An 18,092-nucleotide genomic window follows, 5' to 3' on the forward strand; every position below is an offset into this window, starting at 1 on the left:
CCCTATATGAAGGGGCATGAGCGATAAAAAATCCCCTAAATTAACGCGCGAAGAACGATTAGCCGCTAACTTACGCGCCAATCTTCGCCGCAGAAAAGCCGTCACGAGAAAAAAAGCGGAAGAGGTAAAGTCAAGCGAGACCCCAAAGCCGTGACATTACGGCAGGGATTGCCTTATGACGACCCTTAAAAAGACGGATTGATTCCCAAATATACGCTTTTGCGTTAGGATAAGACCAAGATGGACAAGATTGTAATTGAAGGCGGGTTTCCGCTAAATGGCGAAATCGCGATAAGCGGGGCTAAAAACTCAGCGATTAAACTTATGGCCGTTTGCCTTTTGACGGACCAACCGATTAAGCTGACCAATATGCCGAGATTGCGTGATACACGTTCTATGGCCGGGCTTCTTGAACATTTGGGCGTACAAGTTGATGCAGGTGAGGGTGACGAGATGCTGCTCAACGCAGAGACCCTAAGCTCAACAACAGCGCCTTATGATCTGGTGCGTAAGATGCGCGCGAGTTTTAATGTTCTAGGCCCGCTTATTGCGCGTAATGGTTCTGCAAAAGTCTCATTGCCTGGCGGCTGTGCCATCGGCGCGCGTCCTGTAGATCTGCATCTGAAAGCCATGGAGAGCTTTGGTGTTAAGATTAAGCTCGAAGAGGGTTATGTTATTGCGGCGGCAAATGGCGGCCTTAAAGGAGCTGAAATTACGTTTCCATTCATATCGGTTGGCGCGACCGAGCATGCATTGCTAACCGCTGTTCTCGCCAAAGGTGAAACCGTCCTTAACAATGCGGCGCGGGAGCCCGAGATCATTGATTTGGCCAATTGCCTTAATGCGATGGGCGCAAAAATATTTGGAGCGGGACGTTCTCAAATCACCATTACGGGTGTGTCTAAGCTCTCAGGTGTGAATCATGCCGTAGTCCCTGACCGTATTGAAGCGGGAACCTACGCGTTGGCCGCAGCCACAGCGGGTGGTTCTGTGCGTCTTACCAATATTCGCTCCGACCACCTTGGGTCGCTCTGGCCGCTCATCGCGCAAGCTGGAGCCAAGGTCAGCCTTGATGAAACAACTGTTTTAATCGAGCGCGGCGGCGGACGCCTAAAAGCGGTGGATATGGAAACCCAAGCCTATCCGGGGTTTCCCACTGACCTGCAAGCGCAATTTATGGCGATGATGTGTCTTGCGGACGGCACCTCCATCATCCGTGAAAATATTTTTGAGAACCGTTTTATGCATTGTCCTGAGCTGTCTCGTATGGGCGCAGATATTGATGTGAGGGGCCGTGAAGCGATTGTTCGCGGCGTTAAAGAGCTCAAAGGCGCGCCGGTTATGGCGACGGACCTCCGCGCATCGGCCTCTCTTATAGCCGCCGGACTGGCCGCAAGTGGAGAAACGCATGTCGGGCGCGTTTATCACCTTGACCGCGGCTTTGAACGCATTGAAGTTAAGCTTGGAAATTGCGGCGCCCGTATTCGCCGCGAAAAAGAATAGGGTGATATGTCTAAACTGCGGCTAAAAGCTGAAACACAAGATGACTTGCAGGTAATTGCAGCCGCAGTGCAGGATGCTATCTTGCGCGTAGGTGAGATCAATTATGATCTGCGCGGACGGTCTTTGACTTTGCGTATGACCCGTTTCCAGCACGAGTCTGATAAAGCAGCGCGAGCGCAATCCGGCATTCGCTTTGATAGTGTTTTGGGCGTTAGAACACGCGGCATTGATCGCAGCGACCCTGAAGCTATGGCTGTGCTCTTAAATGTCGTCTTTGATGAAACGGATAAACCCGCTGGCGTATTAAGCTTGATATTTGCGGGCGGCGGTGAGTTGCAGGCCGATGTTGAATGTCTTGATGTCATTTTAGCCGATGTCACGGGGGCCCGCGAGACTAATAAACTGCCGCTTCATCCTGAATGAGTGATGACACTTATATCGACAACGATCACTACATCGTCGAGTTAAATATCGACGCTGACAGCTTGCCCGTAACAAATGTCGAGATGCAGCATGAGAGACGCGTCGCCATATTTGATCTCTTGGAAGAAAATGAATTTAAGCCACTCGAAAGCGAGAAGGGGCCTTATCTCGTCAATTTAACCTTGAGGGATGGGTCACGCCTCGATTTTGAAATCAAGCGCAGCACTGGCTTGGATATCGGCACCTACACACTTTCCATGACGCCGTTTCGGCGCATCGTGAAAGACTATTTCATGATTTGCGAGAGCTATCATAATGCCATCCGAACAGCCACATCCCCTCAAATTGAAGCAATCGATATGGGACGAAGAGGATTGCACAATGAAGGATCGCGCTTGCTGACAGACAGCCTTCGCAATTCCATTGAGATGGATTTCAATACTTCACGGCGAATTTTTACGCTGATATGCTCACTCCATAGGCGTCCTTAATGTCCGAAAAATTGCCTTCATCAGTTCTTTTCGTTTGTTACTTAAATTCCATTCGTTCTCCTATGGCTGAGGGTTTGATGAGAAAGCATTTCCCCGATGTGAGATCTGCAAGCTGCGGGATTGCAGCTGGTGATCTTGATGATCTTATGGTCGCGGTCATGCGCGAAAAAGGCGTTGATATGAGTGATCACGAAGCGCGAACGCTTGGTGATGCTGCTGATGATCCTTTTGATCTTGTTATTGCCTTTACTGATGCAGCTGGAGAGACAGCCAAAGCGGCTTTTGCGGAAACAGATACTGAAATCAGGATATGGCCGTTTCCCGACCCCACTCAAGGTTCGCTTGATGTTAGAGCCATTATGAATAATTACCGCGCCATACGGGATAATATAGAAGGCCGTCTGAAACGCGCTTTTCTGGAATAACCCCTGTTTTTTTGAGAAAAACCCCTATATAGGGCGCAGAAATGGCTTAGAAACTCCTGAGTCGATAGCTTTATGAAGGATTAGATTTGGCTAAAGAAGAACTATTGGAATTTGAAGGCGAAGTCATTGAACTTCTGCCCAATGCAACATTCCGCGTGAAATTGATTAACGATCATGAGATCATTGCCCACACAGCGGGCCGCATGCGTAAAAACCGTATTCGCGTTCTTGCGGGTGATAAGGTTACCGTCGAAATGACACCTTACGACCTGACCAAAGGTCGTATCACATACCGCTTCAAATAGCTTGTTCGCCTTGCTTGAATGGCAATGAGCGGCACTCCCGTATTGATACTCGCTAGCCAATCGCCACGGCGTTTGTCATTGCTTTCCCAAATCGGTATAATTCCTGATTACGTCAGTCCTGCTGATATAAATGAGGACCCAATCGAGGGCGAAGTCCCACGTGAGCATGCCCTGCGATTATCCCAAGAAAAAGCCGCCAAAGTTGCTGGAAGTAATCCCGATAAAATCATCTTAGCAGCTGACACAGTTGTGGGTGTCGGTCGGCGCATTCTGCCCAAGGCCGAAACGATTGATGAAGCCCGCTATTGCTTAGACTTGCTTTCGGGCAGAGGACATCGCGTCTTCACAGGTGTTGCCGTTATCAAGGCTGATGGGGATATGTTGTCGCGCGTCGTGGAGACTCGATTAACAATGAAACGCTTATCCAAACCCGAGCTTGAGGACTATCTCGCAAGCGGTGAATGGCAAGGCAAAGCCGGAGGTTATGGCATTCAAGGCTCTGCTGAGGGATATATTTCTAAACTTATAGGCTCTTACTCCAATGTTGTAGGTCTGCCGCTTTTTGAAACGCGAAACCTGTTGCAAGGTGCGGGATATCTAAGATGAAAAGACGTTGCGTGATCGAAGAGGCTATCGGGGAAACCCGCGCGGGCATATATGAAGGCCGTAAGCTTGTAGAGCTTTATGTGCGCCGCGAAACCGATACCGGTAAGCCCCGCCAAGGTGATATCTTTGCTGGCCGCGTGTCCAAAATTGACCAAAGCATGGGCGGGGCCTTTATTGACATTGGCACCGAACATGATGGCCTTTTCAAGTTTACGAATTCGCCTAACGCTCCGCGATTTACGGAAGGCCAAATGGCTGAGTTCGAAGTCTCGAAGGCCACCGAAATCGGCAAAGGCCCCGTTCTTAAATTTAAGCAGCTGACTCAAGAAAAGAAACCTGCAAAACTTTCGGGTGACGACTTAAAGACAATGCTCGCGAAACGGTATGAGGGCATAGAGTTTGCGGAGGCTACCGTATCAGTCATTGACGATGCGACGGAAACGGAGCTCGCTATCAAAGGCGGCGGAACGATTAGCCTTGAACGCACCCGCGCGCTTGTTGCGATTGATGTCGATAAAGGCACCGCCGTGAGCAGCTTTGATGTTTGTATGGCTGCGCTCCCGATGATTGCGCATGAATTGCGTCTGCGCGGATTGGGTGGTTTGATTGTCATTGATCTGCCTAATTTACGTCAGCCGCGTCAGCGCAATACTGTCTTTAAAGCAGCTGAACGAGCTTTCGCCGATGACCCCAATAATGTTAAACTTGCGCCATTGTCCCGCTTTGGTGTTTTGGAACTGACGCGATTCAAACCTGAACTTTCTCTGGATGAAGTGCTGAATAATCGCATAGGTCGTCCTACGACTGAAACAGTTGCCCTTCGGGCCCTGCGTCAATTGGAGCGAGAGGGCCGAGCCCATCCCGGTGCGAAGCTGACGATGACCGTGCGCCATCATGTGATGAACTGGCTTGAGGACGGGCATATTGATTGGAAAGCGGCGCTCACACAGCGTTTTGGCGCGAGATTTGAGGTGATTGCTGGCGGCACACCTGGAATTGTGGCGGATCGATGAAAGATAAATGTCCCATATGTAAAAAGCCTTCTAATGCAGCGGCGCGGCCATTCTGTTCTAAACGCTGCTCTGATATTGATCTTGGGCGTTGGCTGAAGGGTAATTACGCCATCCCGGGGACTGATGGTGAGGCCACAATTGCGGCCAATGACACAAGCCCCGATGCAGATATTACATTTCGAGATTTGGATTAGAACTACCTGACTTCGCCCAGAATACTGATTGTAAAGCTTGGCTTGTCCCCGGCATCATTTGGATTAAATGTACCAGAGGGGTTGAAACGCACATGAGTCACATCGGTGTCCGTCGGCACATTTGGAACATAAGTAAAGTCAGTGCCGTCAACTGAAAATTCAACGCTGTCCGTCATATCCGCAGCGCCGTTATAATTAAAGCTTAGCCCTGAAATGTGCGGGCCATCTGTAAAATTAAATGCCCCTGGGGCTGACGTCACCAGAGCTACATCTTCGGGAAAAACATCTGTGAGGGTGAGCGTATTACTATCAACAGAGATGCCTTCATTGATGACATTCAAATCATAACGCACAATTGCTCCCGGAATTGCATATGGGGATGGACTTGAAGCATCTATCTCTACGGTTTTTAAAGCGCCGAGCGTATTGGAACAGCTCTCATGCGCACTCACCGTAACTGTTGCCGATGGGTTTACGCATTGTGAAGCGCGAAGCGGGAAGTTTGCCGAGGATAGGTCCTGCCATGTTCCGCCGGGAGCCATAGCTTGAAACCCAGTGGGGCCATCGCAACACCCTTCAAAACCGAGTGCTTCATAGCGGTGCCACCCCACTGGAAGGTTCACAGTGCCTTCGAGTGTTTCTGCCGTATTCGCATAATTATTCGCCCACCAAAGATCATCATTCCATTGTTCCTCTAATTCCTGGCCGCGTACATAAAGATGTCCTCCGCGGCCAAAGTCGGCGCCATATCTGAAGCCCCAAACACCAGCTGTGGCGGGAGTCACATTTAAAACAGCACTCACACACCACCCATAATCGCCATTTGTCCCGCCGACAGCGCGGTTATTTAGGCCGGAAATGGAAGGCCGAACGGAATTGTCCACGTCAACTGTTGCAGCGGTAAAAGCGGCGAGGGCATCTGCAGGGCTGACCGGGTCTACCGTTGATATGCGGCTACGAAGCCTCATACCAATATCTGGAAAGACGATAGAGGCATTGCTACCGGATCCGAGGCCATTATCACCTAAGTAGATATAAATTGTCTCCGATGCGCCTGAGGAGATTGCGGGCAAACGAACATATAGTGTTCCGCGCCGCGCGACATCATCCCACGCCGTGACAACAAAATCTACGGGGGTAGTATCATCGCTTTGAAAGACCCGTACATCATTTCCAAGTGGCGAGAAAATATAGGCTGATGGAAAGTCAGCGCTTTCAAGATCTATGCGGGTCTCTGTATTATGACCTGTTGCGGAGGCGGTAATTGTTACGGGTATGCGGTGCGGAAAACGACAGCTTTGCTCGGCCCATTCCGCTTTCGCGGTGGAATAAGGGAATGAAAAGACCGTGATCACCATACAAATCAGAAGATTTGAAAGTAACTTTCTCCCATCAGATTTCAGCTGATACTGCCACATGTTTAAGAGTATTCGCATGAGGTGATAAGAAAGCCTTAAGAGATTGGGTCTGTAGATACAGCTATGCTGCAGGTTGACTCGGTTTTTTTTAAATGAAAACCAAACATCTAACTCATGTCCAAATAAATGGACGTCCGCAGGGCGTTCGCCTTGAGGCACGCCTGGGATAACTATAAACACAAGGAGAGGCCCTGCGGCGGTGATTTTATCGGCGGCGTCTCAAGTGACTTACACCGAAGCCAGCTTTCCGCGCGCGTAATTCGCGGTGCTTAACCTCACCGTCCCCCTATCAACAAACTTACGCGATTGCCTGTCCAAAAAGGAGGAACGAGCGCAGTTTAGCATAGCTTGGTGGGCACGAGGATTGAGTATTTTAAAAGTCAGTCAAGCTTATGATTTTAGCAAATTTAGACAAGGATTGAAGTGTCTAACTCCCCAAAATCATATGTTAGTTTAGCGGGTTATTTGGGGCGATTTTAAGTAATACAGATTTTGTGGAAACATCCTTTTAGCGGACGTTAGATTTTAGAACCTCTTCTTCAGTTATGCCAAATAAAGTTTGTATATTAGGCATAGCTTGAATTGAAACTTTCAAATCACAACCCATATTTTGATAATGATTGAGATGAACTACACATTGTCCAAAGCTGATGAGAAAGGCTTTAGGCTTGGAAAAGCTCAAACCGCTGTCACGGCTGATAACGAGCAACAGGAATTTGAAGCCCTATTTAGAATACATAAGGAATTCAATAATGGTGGGCTGGAATGGGCTCAAGAGCTTTTGGCGGATGATTTATCTCTTCTAGAGAACATCATAATTCACCCCACTTTACTAACCCAGCTTCTTCTAATCCTCGCCGGAGCAGAGTTGATATTTCACCGTGACAATCCAAAAGATAAGAAGGAGTTCAGATATCATACAGTCGGATTTCATTACAACATGCTGATGGATTCCTTCGTCAACCTTTCAAGTGAGAAAAAAGACGCCTTAAAGCCTGCAAGACAATACAAAGGAAAAGTGCTGAAAGGCCTTTGGTACAAACACGTTGATGATGCATCAATAAGTGGAATGGCGACCAACATCTTGAATGAACTAAAGAACGATGATTGGTTGATGAAAGCATTTATAGACCGTTTTGGTCCCTTTGATGGGACTCAATTATTTAACGACGAGCATAGTAGATTTCTAGCACATCATGCCACGGTTGTTTCTCAGCAAAGGAGAATTGAACGAAAAGAGATGACTGGCGAGTGGATTGTGTTTCAAAAATTAGGTGACAAAATACAGTTGCTGACCCTAGCTTCTCACCAAGAGGACGATGCCCGCATCCTGGGCCGATTTAAAGTGTAGTATCACATGCCCCGAGAAATAATCCAAAAAACATCAAAGGCACTCACATTAGACGGGGCTGCCGTTGTTCCTGCCTTGATCGACCTCTTTGTTTTTGGCGGTGTACCTATCAGCACAGTAAGTACTGAAATTGCTAAAGGGGCATTCTCAAATACCGATAAATTTATTTTCAGGAAAACTATTAGAGCAGCAGAAGTAATATTGCATGACTTAGAAAGCGGAGTAATTAGCCCTACTCTACTTGAACAAGTTTTTGAAAATTTGAAAAGCGAACATGGCGAAGAGTATTTTAACGAGTCTCTATTTCACGCTATCCAAAATGCCGACTCGCAAAAGCGTGCAAGTTATATTGGAAACTTAATATCATCTGCGATTGCGAATGAAATGATTAGGGAGTCATATTTCGATTTTTTGGCGATCGTACAAACCTTAACGATGAAAGAAATCGAGCTATTAAAGCCTGCAAGTCAAGACTCAAAAATACTGTCTCCTGAGAACAAGTCCGTTATCCGTCCAGTGTTAGGTCGCACTAATATAAGTGACTATAGAGCTTATTATAGATTGCCAAGGTTATTGCGTTATCAATCTGTTGGATTGACCAGAGGAACAGATAGTATGGGTGACGCTAATATACCACTTGTAGATAATACATACGCAGATTTATTCCTTAAGGCTATCGGAGAAATTGAATCAGCCGATGCATAATCTAATCAAAAAAAAGTCCTCAGCCCCGTATGTCCGCTCTGCCCCCATCTGAGAAGAAACGCGAGTGGCTGTTATCGAGCGACTTAAGCCGCTTATCTAATGTCAAAGAGAGCTGCAAAATCAATCATATCAAGCTTCATCAAAAACGCGTTTATTATCAATGAAATAGGTGTCGATATTGAAGCGTTCTTTTTGGCGGTTTATGTGCTCCCAATCGATATAACTGAAAGTGCTGACCTCTATGCCGTCTTTATGGTAATCGTCTACGAGGGCGCGGGAGACCATGGCTTGAGGGACGCAGACTGAGGTCACGATATCGCGCAGCTCGCCGCGCAACGGGCCGTCCACGAACCACCCTGAACGTTCGCCATGCACTTTTTTGCGGCGCGGGCGTTTTATATGGCCCAATTTGGCTTTAAAGACCTTATGAACTTTGCGGGTCTTAGCGTCGGGGCTTTGGCACCAATGGGACAGGCAGAAATCAGCCTCAGGCGCGATATCATGCATGGTGTAAAGCGCTTCGGGAACCCATGAGACATAAATCACGCGGCCGCCTAATCGATTGAGCATGACAAGGGCGTGGATTTCAGCCTCAAAGCCTGCATCCTTAATATCGATAAGAAAACGCGCATCCTTATTGGGGTGTGCGCCCATGGCGGCAAAAAGCATCTCTGCGGTTGGCATATGGGAAAAGAGGCCGCCAAGCGCTGCATAATCACGGGCCATGACATCGCTGAGGCGGTGAGCTGTTCCGATTTTATCCAGCGCATATTCATCGTGATAGATCATCGGTGTGCCGCATTTGGCCACGCGAATATCAAATTCCAGATTGAGGACACCAAAATCCAATGCGGCGATTAGGCCTTGAACCGTATTTTCATGGGGCGCGAATCCCCGAAAACGGTGGGAGATGAGGTTGGAGAGTGATACCATGGGTAATGGTTAGCAGAGGTAGAGCTTTACGGGAAGGGTATGCATTTCATAGATTTAGTGTTTAAAAATAATAGGCTAAGAGTGCCTGTTTTTTTTATCATTTATGGTTTTCTATGATATGTTTCTCGAAAACGCTTAAGGCGTTTTCGCGATATCAAAGCCGCCCCAGAGAACCGAGAAAGCCTCGCAGTGAATGACGACGCTTTTAAACTCTGACAGATTGATGTCTTCCGGGATGATGTAGCTTTGGGCTCCGCGATTAGACTTTAAAATGCCCAGTTTTTGCGAGGTGGATTCAACATTTCCGCTATCTAATTCTGATATCGTGCTGGAAGATAAATAGATCTTAAGGTCTGGGCCGCCTTTGGTTTTGAAATCGTCACTAAAACGGATGATTTTTTGTCCGTCTTCCTCAGACACATTCCATGTGCCTTTAATATTATAGCGTTTTTTGACAAATGTCGCAGGTGCTTGGCTCTCTGCCGAAGCTTGAGCCGTGCTATACGTTAAGGCACTGCCTAATAAGCCGAAGGATAATGTTGCAGCGAGCGTTATTTTGATAAGTAATTTCATAAAAGCGTCATGCCAGACTGGCGTTAAACAGGAAAGTCACGTGTGCGTGAAATATCAGTCAGAGGCAGACCCGGAGGGACGGCGACGTTTATTCACGCGCCGTTTTGCGCGGCGTTCTTCGCGTAATTTGATCAAGGGCGGCATGCGCGCCGGGAGTTCCGCCAATATGGCTTGACGTTCTGCGGGTGTTTTGAGTGTCCAGTAAGATATTTCGTCCTGTGTGCGGCCGCAGCCAAAACAATGTCCGCTTTCGCGCTCCATTGAACAGACGAGCTGACACGGACTGTCTTCGGGTTCTAACGAAAGTTCTTCTGTGGATTTATCAGTCATAAAATCCACATAGAGACAGTATGATCTTTTTGCAATCCGCTAAAGCGTGCGTAATTTTTCGCTATAAGCTTTTAGCATAAGCGTGAATTCCTGAGGACTTGCATCGCGGGGCGTATCTCCCATTAAAGTGGCATTCAGACGTGCGGCTACTCTGGTATAAATATCCTGACCGGACTGTGTGGTAGAAAGTGAGGAGCGCCGCTTATCGTTGACGTCTGATATTTTGCTGATCAAACCCTCTTCTATAAGTGAGCTGACGGCGCGGCTGACAATGGTTTTATCCATAGGCGTTATGGCGGTGACATCTGCGGCGGTGCGGCCCGGTTGTTCCGCGACAGCCGCGAGGACCCGCCATTGGCTTAGGTTTAGCCCCGCCTCAGCTTTGACAACGCTAAGCGTATGGCGGCTAATTTGGTCTGCTAGGACTACGGCTTGGTAAGGCCAAAAATCATCCAAGGTAATGAGGGGCATTTGTTCTTTATTCATGCTCACCTTATGTAAGAAAAAGGTTGCAAGTGCAACAAATAATGATTAGTTGTTATCACAACCAATCCCGAGGTGCGATTCTGCCTAGGCATACCATAAGATATAGGAGCGTAATATGGCTGACTTATTTGAAAATCCCGCCGGACTTGATGGGTTCGAGTTTATCGAATTTTCAGCGCCTGAGCGCGGCGTTCTGGAGCCTATCTTCGAGACGATGGGATTTGAACTTGTCGCTAAGCATCGTTCCAAGGATGTGGATCTCTGGCGTCAGGGCGGTATCAATTTGATTACAAATTATGAGCCTAACAGCGCGGCTTTTTACTTCGCGCGTGAACATGGGCCGAGTGCTTGCGGCATGGGTTTTCGCGTTAAAGACGTGAACAAAGCCTATGATCATTTGATTAAGCAGGGCGGTGAGCCTGTTAAGATGAATACAGGGCCTATGGAATTGCATATTCCTGGCATTCGCGGCATCGGCAATTCCATCATCTATCTGACGGATCGTTACGATAGCGGGAAGGGCGAACTCTCTATCTATGATATCGACTTTGAATATCTGGACGGTGTTGACCGCCATCCTGAAGGCTGTGGGTTCAAACTCATCGATCACCTGACGCATAATGTTTATGGCGGACGGATGAAATACTGGGCTGATTTTTATGAGACGCTCTTTAATTTCCAAGAAATCCGCTATTTCGACATTAAGGGTGAGTATACGGGGCTGACCTCCAAAGCGCTAACCGCGCCGGATGGGAAGATCCGTATTCCGCTCAATGAAGAGGGCAAGAGCGGCGGCGGCCAGATCGAGGAATTCCTGCGTGAATTTAACGGTGAGGGCATTCAGCATATTGCGCTGATTTGTGATGATATTGTTGAAGCTTGGGATAAGCTGAAAGCCAGAGGTGTTCCTTTTATGACGGCTCCGCCTGAGACTTATTACAAAATGCTCTCCGAGCGTCTGCCAGATCATGGGCGAGACGAGGCGGCCCTGAAATCGCGCGGCATCTTGCTAGACGGCACAACAGATGGCGGCGCACCGCGTCTGCTCCTGCAAATCTTCGCAGAACCCCAAGTCGGTCCTGTATTTTTCGAATTTATTCAGCGCGTCGGCGATTATAAAGACGGCTTTGGCGAAGGCAATTTTAAAGCGCTCTTCGAATCCATAGAACGCGATCAAGTTGAGCGCGGCGTGTTGGAGACGGCGTAATGAACACTATCAAAACAGACGGATTTCACCACGTGGCTTATCGGTGCCGTGATGCCAAAGAGACGGTGGAGTTTTATACGGCGCATCTGAATATGGATTTTCAGCTCGCCATTGCCGAAGATCATGTGCCAAGCACGGGCGCTTATGACCCTTATATGCATATCTTCCTCGATGCGGGAAATGACAATGTGCTGGCCTTCTTTGAGCTGCCCGAACAGCCCGATATGGACCGTGACCGCAATACGCCGGAATGGGTGCAACATATCGCGCTACGCGTCGGGAGTTTGGATGAGCTTTTGGCGGCAAAAGACAGCTTGGAAGCGGCGGATATAGAGGTGCTCGGCCCGACTCATCACGGGATATTTAAGAGCATCTATTTCTTTGACCCGAATGGACACCGCCTTGAACTCGCGGCGAATATCCACACGCCGGAACAAATGGCCGACTTACGCGCTGTAGCCCCTGATATGCTGAAGGAATGGAGCGAGACAAAGAAAGCGCCACGTCACGCGGCTTGGCTTCACGAGAAAATTGCAGAAGAGACGAAGGCTAATTAAATGAAACTTGCGACATTAAAAGACGGAACGCGGGATGGACAATTGATTGTCGTTTCACGTGATTTGAAACGCTACACAGCGGTGGCCGACATAGCCGAAACATTGCAAGAGGCGCTGGATAATTGGGCTGAGGTTCAGCCTCAACTTGCGGCGAAATGCGAAATGCTTTGCGCAGGCGAGATTGAAGGTGAGCCCTTTGACCAAGCCGAATGTGAATCGCCTCTGCCGCGCGCCTATCAATGGCTCGATGGCTCGGCTTATTTGAACCATGTGGAACTTGTCCGCAAAGCCCGCGGCGCCACTGTGCCTGAGAGCTTTTACGACGACCCGCTCATGTATCAGGGCGGCTCTGACACCTTTATCGGCCCGCGTGACGCGATTGTGGCGGCTGATGAAGCTTACGGCATTGATATGGAAGCTGAAATTGTTGTCATCACCGATGATGTGCCGATTGGGGTCTCAGCCGCCGATGCGATGAATCACATCAAACTCATCATGCTCGTCAATGACGTATCCCTGCGCGGCCTCATCCCCGGCGAACTCGCTAAGGGTTTTGGCTTTGTGCAGAGTAAGGCCTCTTGCGCCTTTTCGCCCGTCGCGGTGACGCCGGATGAAATTAAAGCTTGGGGCGAGGGCACTATCGATTTGCCGTTGCTCGTGGATTATAACGGCAAAGCTTTCGGCAAAGCCAATGTCAAAACCGACATGACCTTCCATATGGGCGAGCTTGTGGCCCATGCGGCAAAAACTCGCCACCTCTGTGCAGGTACGATTATTGGCTCAGGTACAGTCTCCAATAAGTTTGAAGGCGGTGAGGGCAAGAAAATCGAAGATGGTGGTGTCGGCTATAGCTGTATCGCTGAAATCCGTATGATTGAGAAAATTCAGACTGGCGAATTCATCACGCCCTTTATGCGTTTTGGCGATAAAGTCGGTATTGAAATGAATGACGCAGACGGTAAGTCAATCTTTGGCCGTATTGAGAACCACGTCGAAAAGTATGACGGCTAAATGATGAAGCTTTACGGATATTGGCGCAGCTCTGCGAGTTACCGCGTGCGCATCGCCCTTGCGCTAAAAGGCGTTGAGGCCGAGCATATTGCAGTCAATTTACGAGAGGGTGAGCAAAAGGGCGGGGCGCACATATCCCGTAATGCCCAAGGCTTCGTTCCTGTTTTGGAATTAGAAGACGGCACGCAGCTCACCCAATCTCTCGCAATCATGGATTATCTTGATGCGACCTTCCGAGAACCCGCCTTAATGCCAGCGGATGCTGTCTTGCGCTCAAAGATCTTGGCGGCGTCGCTGACCATTGCGTCGGATATTTCGCCCATCCAAAACTTATCCGTTCTGAACTATATCAAAGCCGAACACGGCCAAGACGGTGAGGGAGCAAAGAAATGGGCTGCCCATTGGATTACACAAGGCTTTACCGCGCTTGAAAAAACTGCGCAGACATATGACACGCCATATTTCATGACGCATGAACCGCGCTTCTTTGAATGCTGTCTTGTCCCGCAAACCTATAATGCGCGACGTTTCGGTGTTGATATGGACCAGTTTCCGAAGCTCAAAGAAATTGATGCATTATGCTGCGAGCACCCCGCCTTCATCAAAGCTGCGCCAGGAAACCAAGCCGACGCCACGCCATAAAAATTGCTAATGCAAACTATCATAAAGCATTGGACTTAAGCCTCTTTTAGATATAAAGAAAATTTTATATCATATAAATGGAGTGGCAAGTGAGCGATCAAGACGCCGAAATAATCCTCAAAGATTTAGACGATAATGAGCTTGTTCAACAAATGCAGGATGACCTTTATGACGGCATGATTCCTGAGGTCACGGAGGGTACTCAAATCCTCCTCGATCGGGGGTGGGATGCCAATATGGTGCTCAACGATGCACTTGTCGAAGGTATGCGTTTTGTCGGCGAAGACTTTCGCGATGGTATTTTATTTGTACCCGAAGTCTTGTCTGCCGCTAATGCCATGAAAGGCGGCATGGGGCTCATTCGCCCCATATTAGCCGCGTCGGATGACCAAAAATCGACAGGAACCGTCGTTATTGGGACAGTGAAGGGTGATATTCACGATATCGGGAAGAACTTGGTTGGCATGATGCTCGAAGGGGCGGGCTTCGAAGTTTTTGATCTTGGCATCAATACGGATTGGGATGAGTTTCACCGCGCGATAGACACGCATGAGCCTGATATTGTGGGTATGTCTGCTTTGCTGACAACGACGATGCCATATATGGCCGTGGTGATCGAAGAGATGGAAAAAGCAGGATTGCGCAAAGATATGTCAATCATCTGCGGTGGTGCGCCGCTCAACCAAGAATTTGCGGATGCCATAAAGGCTGATGGCTATGGGCGCGATGCCGCTGTGAGTGCTGAAATGGCTAAAACATTGCTCGGCCTGAACCGGTAAATATGCATTGCAATATCCCTCTGTTTCACGCCAAAGGAAGGTATGTCCACTATAAAAGCTTAGCCTTATGACAACGCATACGCTCATATTTACGCCGTCAGGAATCACAGCGACTGCCGAAGACGGCGAAACCGTTTATGAGGTCGGCCTGAAACGCGGTATAGACATTCAGTCTATCTGCGGCGGCAAGGGATTATGCAAACGCTGCCAAATAGAAATTGATACGGGCAAGCATGCTAAGTTTAAAATGGATGTTGCTGAGAGCCATTATTCAAAGCTGTCTCCGACTGAGAAAAAAGCCATTCATGATAGGGAGCTGCCTGAGGGGCGGCGTCTCTCTTGCCGTACAAAGATTTATGGCGACTTGGTCGTCAATATTCCTGCGGACTCACAAGAACGCGAAACCTCCATTGAAAAGAAAAGCACAAAGTTTGAGACGGAGCTAAATCCGTCTGTGCGGCTCTATATGGTGAAATTGCCTGAGCCGACATTGGAGGAAAACCCTGTAGATAGCGAAGCTTTGGTCAATACCCTGCGAAATGAGCATGGCTTAAACTTACATCCCTCTCATAAAATGGTGGTCAAGCTACAAGAGATATTGCGGCGTCATGAGCGCAATGTCATTGTCGTTGTGAGAGCTGGTAAGACTATCATTGATGTCTGGCCACCCATGGCCGGTGACCTATATGGCGGCGCGATTGATATAGGCTCGACCTCTATCGCACTCTATGTGTTTAACCTTACGACGGGCGAGCTAGCTTATGAGAAAGCGGCGATGAACCCACAAATACGTTTCGGCGAAGACCTTATGAGCCGCGTCTCTTATATCATGATGAATAAGGGCGGTGATGAGCGCCTGACGGAGACGATTCGAACGCAAATCCGTGAGATGTTAGCGGGGGCGGTCGAGGCTCTGGATATAAAGCTTGACCAGTTTCTTGATCTGATATGCGTCGGCAACCCTATTATGCATCACCTTTTCATTGGGGCTAACCCCGTCAATCTTGGTGTTGCGCCTTTTACACTGGCTGTGAAGGATTGGATTGATATACCTGCGAATGAGCTCGGCCTAGGCTTAAGTGATGCCGCGCAGGTCTCGCTTTTCCCGCTGATTGGCGGACATGTCGGAGCCGATACTTCGGCGGCTTATTTAACACAAATCGAGCGCATGAAAGACCGCTCAGTCTTATTGGTGGATATTGGCACCAATGCTGAGATTGTCCTCTCCCATAATGGAAAGGTCGCGGCGGCTTCATCGCCTACCGGTCCAGCCCTAGAGGGTGCGGAAATCAGTTCAGGGGTGAGGGCAACCTTGGGCGCGATTGAACGCGTACGCATTGATCCTGTAACCAAAGATGCCAAAGTCAAAATCATCGGCCATGACGATTGGATTGCTGATAGTGACGGTAGCCTCGAAGGCCGCAATGTCGTCGGAATTTGCGGGTCTGGTATTTTCGAAGTGATGGTCGAAATGGCTAATGCCGGGTTGCTTGATCAAAGCGGGTTGTTCAAACCCGAAGCGGCCCCGCACCGCTTTTCTCAAGAGGGCAATGTCTGGACCTATCTTTTGTTGGACCAGCCCGGCAATCCCATCATCGTTAAGCAAACCGATATTCGCGCGGTACAACTGGCCAAAGCTGCGCTTTTTGCCGGAGCGCAACTCCTTGCCGAAACATTGGATTGTCAGCATTTTGATGAGGTCTTGTTGGCAGGGGCCTTTGGCACACATCTTGATAGCAAATATGTCGCCGAAATTGGCATTGTCCCGATGGCGAGTGCGGAGATTATAAGCTCGGTAGGTAATGCCGCTGGCATGGGCGCGGCCATGGCCCTTTTAAACGTGAAAGACCGCGAGGCAATAATCGCCGCCATTAAAGACGTCGAAAAAATTGAAACAGCTTTAGAACCAAAATTTCAAGACTATTTCGTAAGCGCCATGAAATTCCCAACGGCAAGCGCGCCAACAGGCGGAAAAACAAGAGGCCGCCGACGCGCAAGATAATATATTTAACTAAAGAAATGGTGCCCGAACCTGAAATAAATTCGGGGTTTTTCTTGGTTTCAAATAATTAAAATAAGTGATATAAAACAGTATCTTAAATGTTTTTGTTGATGCTTTCTGTTTATTTTAGTTCTAGTTCGTTGCATTGAAATGAGGGGCCGATTGAGGGACGGATTTTCGTAAAAATGGCCTAAGAATGAACTGGGAAAGCGTCATGACAGGTGCGAGACATAAACTAAATCGAACTCTCGTGAAAGGTGTTACCGAGCCAGGCAGGCATAACTATGGGGGTGGATTGTATTTGATGGTCAGAAAATCTGGCTTAGAAACTTGGATATTCAGATATATGATTGACGGCCGAAGGAGAGATGTGGGGCATTGAACATTATCTCCGCTGAATGATATATTTGGCGCGCGTAATTCTGCTGATATTGCTCGAAAGCAGGTACAAGATGGTCATGACCCTCTTCAATCAAGAGCTGTGGTCAAAATAAAGACTAAGGTTCAGCGTGAAACTCTGAGGAATCTCGGGGATGTCCTTGATGATTTTTCCTTATCAAAGGATAGAACAGGATATTTTCAGACTGAACGGACACGTTCGAGGTGGCATTATAATCTCTATACTCATGCTAAAAAGCTACATAAATTCCCTATTGGGGAAATTGAAACTCGCGATGTTTATTCTATTTTAGAGCCAATGTGGCTCACTAAGACTGAAACAGCAAGTCGCACTCGGTTATACATTAAAGCTGTTCTCGCTTGGGCAAAAACAATTGGTTTAAGGTCAGACCCTAATCCTGCTGTTTGGCGAGAAAATTTTGATAGCGCGAAGCTTAGGGCGCCCCCTTCAACGATAAGCCGCGAAGTTGAACGCCATGGCGGTCTCGCCTTTTATATAGCTACGGCGGCTGACAAATGCGCTTGGGAACGAGCCTGTCGTCCTAAATTGTGTAAGCTGCACGTAGCGCCTTCCTCAGGCAGACTGTTGCCCGTAAACTGCAAAAGAAATGGTCACCGCAGCAGATAGCAGGATGGTTAAAGAGAACGTATCCAGGAGAGACGCCAAAGCACGTATCGCATGAGACTATATATCGAAGTCTATATGTACAGGCACGCGGTGTACTAAAGAAAGAACTCA

At 48.4% G+C, this 18,092-nt stretch carries 22 protein-coding genes and 2 pseudogenes; 19 read left to right on the forward strand and 5 right to left on the reverse strand.

What is annotated here, in order from left to right; translation table 11 throughout:
• The first annotated feature begins 16 nt into the window (after nt 1-16).
• The 9 genes from F569_RS19700 to yacG all read left to right on the forward strand — a co-directional run bounded on the left by F569_RS19700 (nt 17) and on the right by yacG (nt 4,960).
• Nucleotides 17-154 (forward strand): hypothetical protein, encoded by a 138-nt coding sequence (locus tag F569_RS19700; protein WP_169697921.1) that lies wholly within the window; start codon nt 17-19, stop codon nt 152-154.
• A gap of 86 nt (nt 155-240) precedes the next feature.
• Nucleotides 241-1,503 carry a UDP-N-acetylglucosamine 1-carboxyvinyltransferase gene (gene murA / locus F569_RS0110395; protein ID WP_026942160.1) on the forward strand — a complete coding sequence of 421 codons (1,263 nt, stop codon included), beginning with the start codon at nt 241-243 and terminating at the stop codon, nt 1,501-1,503.
• Between the two features lie 6 nt (nt 1,504-1,509).
• On the forward strand, nt 1,510-1,926 hold the full coding sequence (locus F569_RS0110400; RefSeq protein ID WP_026942161.1) for a DUF2948 family protein: 417 nt from the start codon (nt 1,510-1,512) through the stop codon (nt 1,924-1,926).
• A complete protein-coding gene (locus F569_RS0110405) occupies nt 1,923-2,417 on the forward strand; it encodes a UPF0262 family protein (protein ID WP_051279724.1) in 495 nt (164 codons plus the stop codon). Before F569_RS0110400 ends, F569_RS0110405 begins: the two co-directional genes overlap by 4 nt.
• Complete coding sequence (locus F569_RS17515) at nt 2,417-2,842, forward strand: arsenate-mycothiol transferase ArsC (RefSeq protein ID WP_051279726.1); 426 nt, start codon at nt 2,417-2,419, stop codon at nt 2,840-2,842. The genes F569_RS0110405 and F569_RS17515 overlap by 1 nt, the downstream gene beginning before the upstream one ends.
• A gap of 86 nt (nt 2,843-2,928) precedes the next feature.
• Complete coding sequence (gene infA / locus F569_RS0110415) at nt 2,929-3,147, forward strand: translation initiation factor IF-1 (RefSeq protein ID WP_026942163.1); 219 nt, start codon at nt 2,929-2,931, stop codon at nt 3,145-3,147.
• Nucleotides 3,148-3,165: 18 nt separating this feature from the next.
• Nucleotides 3,166-3,753, forward strand: coding sequence for a Maf family protein (locus F569_RS0110420; protein WP_034388188.1), 588 nt, complete (start codon nt 3,166-3,168; stop codon nt 3,751-3,753).
• Nucleotides 3,750-4,766, forward strand: a complete 1,017-nt coding sequence (locus F569_RS19015) for a ribonuclease E/G (protein ID WP_051279728.1) — start codon at nt 3,750-3,752, stop codon at nt 4,764-4,766. The genes F569_RS0110420 and F569_RS19015 overlap by 4 nt, the downstream gene beginning before the upstream one ends.
• Nucleotides 4,763-4,960, forward strand: coding sequence for a DNA gyrase inhibitor YacG (gene yacG / locus F569_RS17525; RefSeq protein ID WP_034388191.1), 198 nt, complete (start codon nt 4,763-4,765; stop codon nt 4,958-4,960). The genes F569_RS19015 and yacG overlap by 4 nt, the downstream gene beginning before the upstream one ends.
• A 2-nt stretch (nt 4,961-4,962) precedes the next feature.
• Here yacG and F569_RS19020 read toward each other — a convergent pair whose 3' ends face one another.
• Entirely contained in the window at nt 4,963-6,396 is a 1,434-nt protein-coding gene (locus tag F569_RS19020) for a CCXG family PEP-CTERM protein (protein WP_084168943.1), read from the reverse strand.
• A 607-nt stretch (nt 6,397-7,003) separates the two neighbouring features.
• Here F569_RS19020 and F569_RS0110445 point away from each other — a divergent pair.
• Together F569_RS0110445 and F569_RS0110450 are read left to right on the forward strand one after the other, a co-directional pair.
• On the forward strand, nt 7,004-7,729 hold the full coding sequence (locus F569_RS0110445; protein WP_162143768.1) for a hypothetical protein: 726 nt from the start codon (nt 7,004-7,006) through the stop codon (nt 7,727-7,729).
• 6 nt (nt 7,730-7,735) lie between these two features.
• Nucleotides 7,736-8,434, forward strand: a complete 699-nt coding sequence (locus F569_RS0110450; protein ID WP_026942166.1) for a hypothetical protein — start codon at nt 7,736-7,738, stop codon at nt 8,432-8,434.
• A gap of 129 nt (nt 8,435-8,563) precedes the next feature.
• Here F569_RS0110450 and F569_RS0110455 read toward each other — a convergent pair whose 3' ends face one another.
• The 4 genes from F569_RS0110455 to F569_RS17540 all read right to left on the reverse strand — a co-directional run bounded on the left by F569_RS0110455 (nt 8,564) and on the right by F569_RS17540 (nt 10,756).
• On the reverse strand, nt 8,564-9,367 hold the full coding sequence (locus F569_RS0110455; protein ID WP_026942167.1) for a glycerophosphodiester phosphodiesterase: 804 nt from the start codon (nt 9,365-9,367) through the stop codon (nt 8,564-8,566).
• A gap of 135 nt (nt 9,368-9,502) precedes the next feature.
• Nucleotides 9,503-9,940 carry a DM13 domain-containing protein gene (locus tag F569_RS17535; RefSeq protein ID WP_051279732.1) on the reverse strand — a complete coding sequence of 146 codons (438 nt, stop codon included), beginning with the start codon at nt 9,938-9,940 and terminating at the stop codon, nt 9,503-9,505.
• A gap of 54 nt (nt 9,941-9,994) precedes the next feature.
• Nucleotides 9,995-10,270: a DUF1289 domain-containing protein gene (locus tag F569_RS0110465; RefSeq protein ID WP_051279790.1), complete on the reverse strand. Its 276-nt coding sequence runs from the start codon at nt 10,268-10,270 to the stop codon at nt 9,995-9,997.
• Between the two features lie 39 nt (nt 10,271-10,309).
• Nucleotides 10,310-10,756: a MarR family winged helix-turn-helix transcriptional regulator gene (locus F569_RS17540; RefSeq protein ID WP_051279734.1), complete on the reverse strand. Its 447-nt coding sequence runs from the start codon at nt 10,754-10,756 to the stop codon at nt 10,310-10,312.
• 115 nt (nt 10,757-10,871) lie between these two features.
• Between F569_RS17540 and hppD the strand changes: the two genes are divergently transcribed.
• The 8 genes and pseudogenes from hppD to F569_RS19890 all read left to right on the forward strand — a co-directional run.
• Nucleotides 10,872-11,963: a 4-hydroxyphenylpyruvate dioxygenase gene (gene hppD, locus F569_RS0110475; RefSeq protein WP_026942169.1), complete on the forward strand. Its 1,092-nt coding sequence runs from the start codon at nt 10,872-10,874 to the stop codon at nt 11,961-11,963.
• Nucleotides 11,963-12,520: a VOC family protein gene (locus F569_RS0110480; RefSeq protein ID WP_026942170.1), complete on the forward strand. Its 558-nt coding sequence runs from the start codon at nt 11,963-11,965 to the stop codon at nt 12,518-12,520. Before hppD ends, F569_RS0110480 begins: the two co-directional genes overlap by 1 nt.
• The gene (locus F569_RS0110485; protein WP_026942171.1) at nt 12,521-13,531 is read left to right on the forward strand and encodes a fumarylacetoacetate hydrolase family protein; all 1,011 of its coding nucleotides are present in this window, start codon (nt 12,521-12,523) and stop codon (nt 13,529-13,531) included. It abuts the gene before it with no gap.
• Nucleotides 13,532-14,173, forward strand: a complete 642-nt coding sequence (gene maiA / locus F569_RS0110490) for a maleylacetoacetate isomerase (RefSeq protein ID WP_026942172.1) — start codon at nt 13,532-13,534, stop codon at nt 14,171-14,173. It abuts the gene before it with no gap.
• 89 nt (nt 14,174-14,262) lie between these two features.
• Nucleotides 14,263-14,952, forward strand: a complete 690-nt coding sequence (locus F569_RS0110495) for a corrinoid protein (protein ID WP_026942173.1) — start codon at nt 14,263-14,265, stop codon at nt 14,950-14,952.
• A gap of 67 nt (nt 14,953-15,019) precedes the next feature.
• Nucleotides 15,020-16,954, forward strand: coding sequence for an ASKHA domain-containing protein (locus F569_RS0110500; RefSeq protein WP_026942174.1), 1,935 nt, complete (start codon nt 15,020-15,022; stop codon nt 16,952-16,954).
• A 481-nt stretch (nt 16,955-17,435) separates the two neighbouring features.
• Nucleotides 17,436-17,756 (forward strand): annotated as a pseudogene (locus tag F569_RS20070) (phage integrase central domain-containing protein); the annotation flags it as partial.
• Nucleotides 17,757-17,775: 19 nt separating this feature from the next.
• Nucleotides 17,776-18,092 (forward strand): annotated as a pseudogene (locus tag F569_RS19890) (transposase); the annotation flags it as partial.

The organism is Hellea balneolensis DSM 19091, assembly GCF_000428525.1.
Lineage (GTDB): Bacteria > Pseudomonadota > Alphaproteobacteria > Caulobacterales > Maricaulaceae > Hellea > Hellea balneolensis.

Excerpts from the sequence above, each read along its gene's own strand:
- F569_RS17540 (WP_051279734.1), bottom strand. The coding sequence starts at position 10,756 with ATGAATAAAGAACAAATGCCCCTCATTACCTTGGATGATTTTTGGCCT.
- F569_RS17515 (WP_051279726.1), top strand. The coding sequence starts at position 2,417 with ATGTCCGAAAAATTGCCTTCATCAGTTCTTTTCGTTTGTTACTTAAAT.
- murA (WP_026942160.1), top strand. The coding sequence starts at position 241 with ATGGACAAGATTGTAATTGAAGGCGGGTTTCCGCTAAATGGCGAAATC.
- F569_RS19700 (WP_169697921.1), top strand. The coding sequence starts at position 17 with ATGAGCGATAAAAAATCCCCTAAATTAACGCGCGAAGAACGATTAGCC.
- F569_RS19015 (WP_051279728.1), top strand. The coding sequence starts at position 3,750 with ATGAAAAGACGTTGCGTGATCGAAGAGGCTATCGGGGAAACCCGCGCG.
- F569_RS17535 (WP_051279732.1), bottom strand. The coding sequence starts at position 9,940 with ATGAAATTACTTATCAAAATAACGCTCGCTGCAACATTATCCTTCGGC.
- F569_RS0110445 (WP_162143768.1), top strand. The coding sequence starts at position 7,004 with ATGAACTACACATTGTCCAAAGCTGATGAGAAAGGCTTTAGGCTTGGA.
- F569_RS0110450 (WP_026942166.1), top strand. The coding sequence starts at position 7,736 with ATGCCCCGAGAAATAATCCAAAAAACATCAAAGGCACTCACATTAGAC.
- F569_RS0110500 (WP_026942174.1), top strand. The coding sequence starts at position 15,020 with ATGACAACGCATACGCTCATATTTACGCCGTCAGGAATCACAGCGACT.
- F569_RS0110485 (WP_026942171.1), top strand. The coding sequence starts at position 12,521 with ATGAAACTTGCGACATTAAAAGACGGAACGCGGGATGGACAATTGATT.
- F569_RS0110465 (WP_051279790.1), bottom strand. The coding sequence starts at position 10,270 with ATGACTGATAAATCCACAGAAGAACTTTCGTTAGAACCCGAAGACAGT.
- F569_RS19020 (WP_084168943.1), bottom strand. The coding sequence starts at position 6,396 with ATGCGAATACTCTTAAACATGTGGCAGTATCAGCTGAAATCTGATGGG.
- F569_RS0110480 (WP_026942170.1), top strand. The coding sequence starts at position 11,963 with ATGAACACTATCAAAACAGACGGATTTCACCACGTGGCTTATCGGTGC.
- F569_RS0110455 (WP_026942167.1), bottom strand. The coding sequence starts at position 9,367 with ATGGTATCACTCTCCAACCTCATCTCCCACCGTTTTCGGGGATTCGCG.
- hppD (WP_026942169.1), top strand. The coding sequence starts at position 10,872 with ATGGCTGACTTATTTGAAAATCCCGCCGGACTTGATGGGTTCGAGTTT.
- F569_RS0110405 (WP_051279724.1), top strand. The coding sequence starts at position 1,923 with ATGAGTGATGACACTTATATCGACAACGATCACTACATCGTCGAGTTA.
- yacG (WP_034388191.1), top strand. The coding sequence starts at position 4,763 with ATGAAAGATAAATGTCCCATATGTAAAAAGCCTTCTAATGCAGCGGCG.
- F569_RS0110420 (WP_034388188.1), top strand. The coding sequence starts at position 3,166 with ATGGCAATGAGCGGCACTCCCGTATTGATACTCGCTAGCCAATCGCCA.
- F569_RS0110400 (WP_026942161.1), top strand. The coding sequence starts at position 1,510 with ATGTCTAAACTGCGGCTAAAAGCTGAAACACAAGATGACTTGCAGGTA.
- maiA (WP_026942172.1), top strand. The coding sequence starts at position 13,532 with ATGATGAAGCTTTACGGATATTGGCGCAGCTCTGCGAGTTACCGCGTG.